Raw genomic sequence first — 2892 nt, forward strand, 5'->3', positions numbered from 1 at the left:
GAGGGCCCGCGCCAGCCGGCCGGTGCGCTGATAGAACCCGGTGAAGGGCTCGAAGTCGGTGGCCGCGCCCACCGCGGCGAAGGAGGAGCGGGTGGCGTCCGGGTCCTGGTTGTCCACCAGCAGGCCCGCCGCGGTCCCGGGCAGGGGAGTGTAGGACGAGAAGCGCCGGCGCAGCAGCCGCAGGTCCAGCCGCAGGTCCTCGATGATGCGACGCGGCAGCAGGCTGACCAGGTAGGAATAGCGCGAGATGCGGGCCCCGGTGCCGGGGAAGACTTCCGCCGAAACCGCGGCGCCGCCGACCTGGTCTTCGCGTTCGAGCACGAGGACGCTCCGCCCGGCGCGGGCAAGGTAGGCGGCCGCCACCAGGCCGTTGTGACCGCCGCCGGCGATGATCACGTCGTAGTGAGGCATATCAGTCCTTCCGTCCCGCCGGCGGGATCAGGGTTTGCGGGCCAGGATCTCGCCGTTGGGAATCAGGAACCACGCATCCGGGGCAGCGGCCCACGTCAGCCATCCCCGGGCTATCCGTTCCAGCCCGGACCGGTCGATCAGTCCCCGCTCCAGCGACTGTTCCGCGTAGCCGGAATGCAGGACCCGCTCCGACCAGACCTCGCCCTGCCAGCGGCGCTGCTCCTCGGTGGCGTACAGCCAGTTGGACGACGACGGAGTGATGTCGTGGAAACCGGCCGCCTGCGCCCAGGCGATGAGGTGCCGGCCGGCGTCCGGTTCGGCGCGGTTGCCGCGGGCCAGCTGCTGGTAGGTCTCCATCCAGTCGTCGAGTTCGGGCAGTTCCGGGTACCAGCTCATGCCGTGGAAGTCGGCGTCCCGGACGGCCACGATGCCGCCCGGCTTGACCACCCGCCGCATCTCGTAGAGCGCGGCCACCGGGTCGGTCAGGTGCTGGAGGACCTGGTGGGCGTGCACGACGTCGAAGGTGTCGTCATCAAACTCGAGGTCATAGATGTTGCCCGCGACGAAGGTGGCGTTCTCGATTCCGCGCAGGGCGGCGAGTTCGGCCGCCTGGGTCAAGACATCGTCGGACCGGTCCAATCCGGTCACCTGTCCCGGGGCCACCCGCTCGGCCAGGTCAACGGTGATGCTGCCCGGGCCGCAGCCCACGTCCAGCAGCATCATCCCCGGCTTGAGCTCCGGCAGCAGGTAGGCCGCGCAGTCCTCGGCGGTCCGGATGGCATGGGCTTTGACCACGCTTTTGTGGTGTCCGTGGGAGTAGACCTCGTCCTTCATAGTGGGAGACTACTCCGCGCCCCCGCGGCCAGGCGGCTGCCGTGCCGGAATGTTGCGCTATTTGTCGGTCGACGTGACCTCGGCCGACGAGACTTCGGCGCAGGCGGTTTCGGTGGCGGCGATGATGTCCGCCAGGAACGCCGCGAGCCGCTGCCGGTCTTCCGCCGGATAGTCGGAGAGCACCCGGCCGATGTTGCGGGCCAGCGGCGCGAACATGGCGCCGCCGGTGGCGCGGGCCAGGTCCGTCAGCTCCAGGTGCACCTTGCGGCGGTCGGTGTCGCTGCGGGTCCGCTTCACGTGGCCGGAGCGGTCCAGCCGGTCCACCAGCGCGGTGGTCGCCGGCGAGCTGAGGTGCAGCTCGTTCCGCAGGCTGCCCGGCGTCACCGTGCGGCCGTCGTCGGCGGCCCGGACCATCGCGGCCAGGGCGTTGAGGTCGGTGCGGTGCAGGGCGTCCCGCTGGCTGACCGCTTCGATGTAGCGTTCGCTCTCCACGACGAACTGCTGCAGCAACAGCAGCAGCCGCTCTTCACTGTGCGCCACGTTCCTCCCTCCGGCAGCCTCTCCAAGGATAGTTCACCCGAGACTTATCTCCACGCTGGAACTACTCTATAGTGGAGCTTGTTTTAGTCCGTCGACTGACAGAGGTCCGGTTCCCATGGCCCGTTGGCTCAGAATGCTCCTGCCCGCCCTGGTTGTGGTTGCCTGGCTCGCCGCCGCGGGCCTGGGCGGACCGACCTTCGGCAAGCTCTCCGAGGTCTCCACCAACGACCAGGCGGGATTCCTTCCGGCCGGCGCCGAATCCACCGCCGCGGGCGAATGGCAGGAGCGGTTCCTGGATGCCGATGCGGTCCCCGCCATCGTCGTGGTCGAATTCGACGACCCGCTCCAGCCGCAGCAACTGGCGGAGTATGCCCCGCTGGCCGAACAGCTGTCGGAGGCCATCGGGCCTGCGGGAGGTGGCGCCGCCGGGGTGGTCGGCCCGATTCCGTCCGATGACTTCGAAGCGGTGCAGTTCATCGTCCCGGTGCCCGAGGACCTGGATACCGGCGAGGCGGTCGCCGGCCTGCGCGCCGTGCTGGCGGCCGAACTCCCGGCTTCCGCCACCGGCTATGTGACCGGACCGGCCGGATTCATCGCCGACCTGGTGGAGGCCTTCGGCGGGATCGACGGGCTCCTGCTGGCCGTGGCGCTGGGCGCCGTGTTTGTCATCCTGCTGCTGGTCTACCGCGCGGTCCTGCTGCCGTTCCTGGTTTTGCTCACCTCCGTGTTCGCCCTCTATGCGGCCATCCTCGTGGTGTACTGGTGCGCCCTGCAAGGCTGGATCCGGCTCAGCGGGCAGAGCCAGGGGATCCTGTTCATCCTGGTAATCGGCGCCGCCACCGACTACGCCCTGCTGCTCACGGCCCGCTACCGCGAGGCACTGGGCGGGCAGGAGTCGAAATGGGCGGCAATGAAAACCGCCTACCGGGGGTCCGTCGAGCCGATCGCAGCCTCCGGCGCCACGGTGATCCTGGCCCTGCTCTGCCTGCTGTTCTCGGACCTTAACTCCAACCGCAGCCTCGGGCCGATCGCCGCGGTCGGCATCGTGTTCGCCGTGCTGGCCGCGCTGACCTTCCTGCCCGCCGTGCTGCTGCTGGCCGGCCGCGC

At 69.6% G+C, this 2892-nt stretch carries 4 protein-coding genes; 1 reads left to right on the forward strand and 3 read right to left on the reverse strand.

What is annotated here, in order from left to right; all coding sequences use genetic code 11:
* The 3 genes from AC5RUJ_RS13800 to AC5RUJ_RS13810 form a co-directional block, all read right to left on the reverse strand.
* On the reverse strand, positions 1 to 411 hold a 411-nt coding region (locus tag AC5RUJ_RS13800; RefSeq protein ID WP_494156019.1), incomplete at its 3' end, for an FAD-dependent oxidoreductase.
* A 27-nt stretch (positions 412 to 438) separates the two neighbouring features.
* Positions 439 to 1245: a class I SAM-dependent methyltransferase gene (locus tag AC5RUJ_RS13805; protein WP_494073992.1), complete on the reverse strand. Its 807-nt coding sequence runs from the start codon at positions 1243 to 1245 to the stop codon at positions 439 to 441.
* Positions 1246 to 1302: 57 nt separating this feature from the next.
* Positions 1303 to 1785 (reverse strand): MarR family winged helix-turn-helix transcriptional regulator, encoded by a 483-nt coding sequence (locus AC5RUJ_RS13810; RefSeq protein WP_494128922.1) that lies wholly within the window; start codon positions 1783 to 1785, stop codon positions 1303 to 1305.
* Positions 1786 to 1900: 115 nt separating this feature from the next.
* Here AC5RUJ_RS13810 and AC5RUJ_RS13815 point away from each other — a divergent pair.
* Positions 1901 to 2892, forward strand: a 992-nt coding sequence (locus AC5RUJ_RS13815; RefSeq protein WP_494156020.1) for an MMPL family transporter, incomplete at its 3' end; no start/stop codon positions are given.

This window comes from Arthrobacter sp. Y3223164, from assembly GCF_059091005.1.

Coding starts and splice junctions, on each gene's coding strand:
- AC5RUJ_RS13805 (WP_494073992.1), bottom strand. CDS start 1,245: ATGAAGGACGAGGTCTACTCCCACGGACACCACAAAAGCGTGGTCAAA.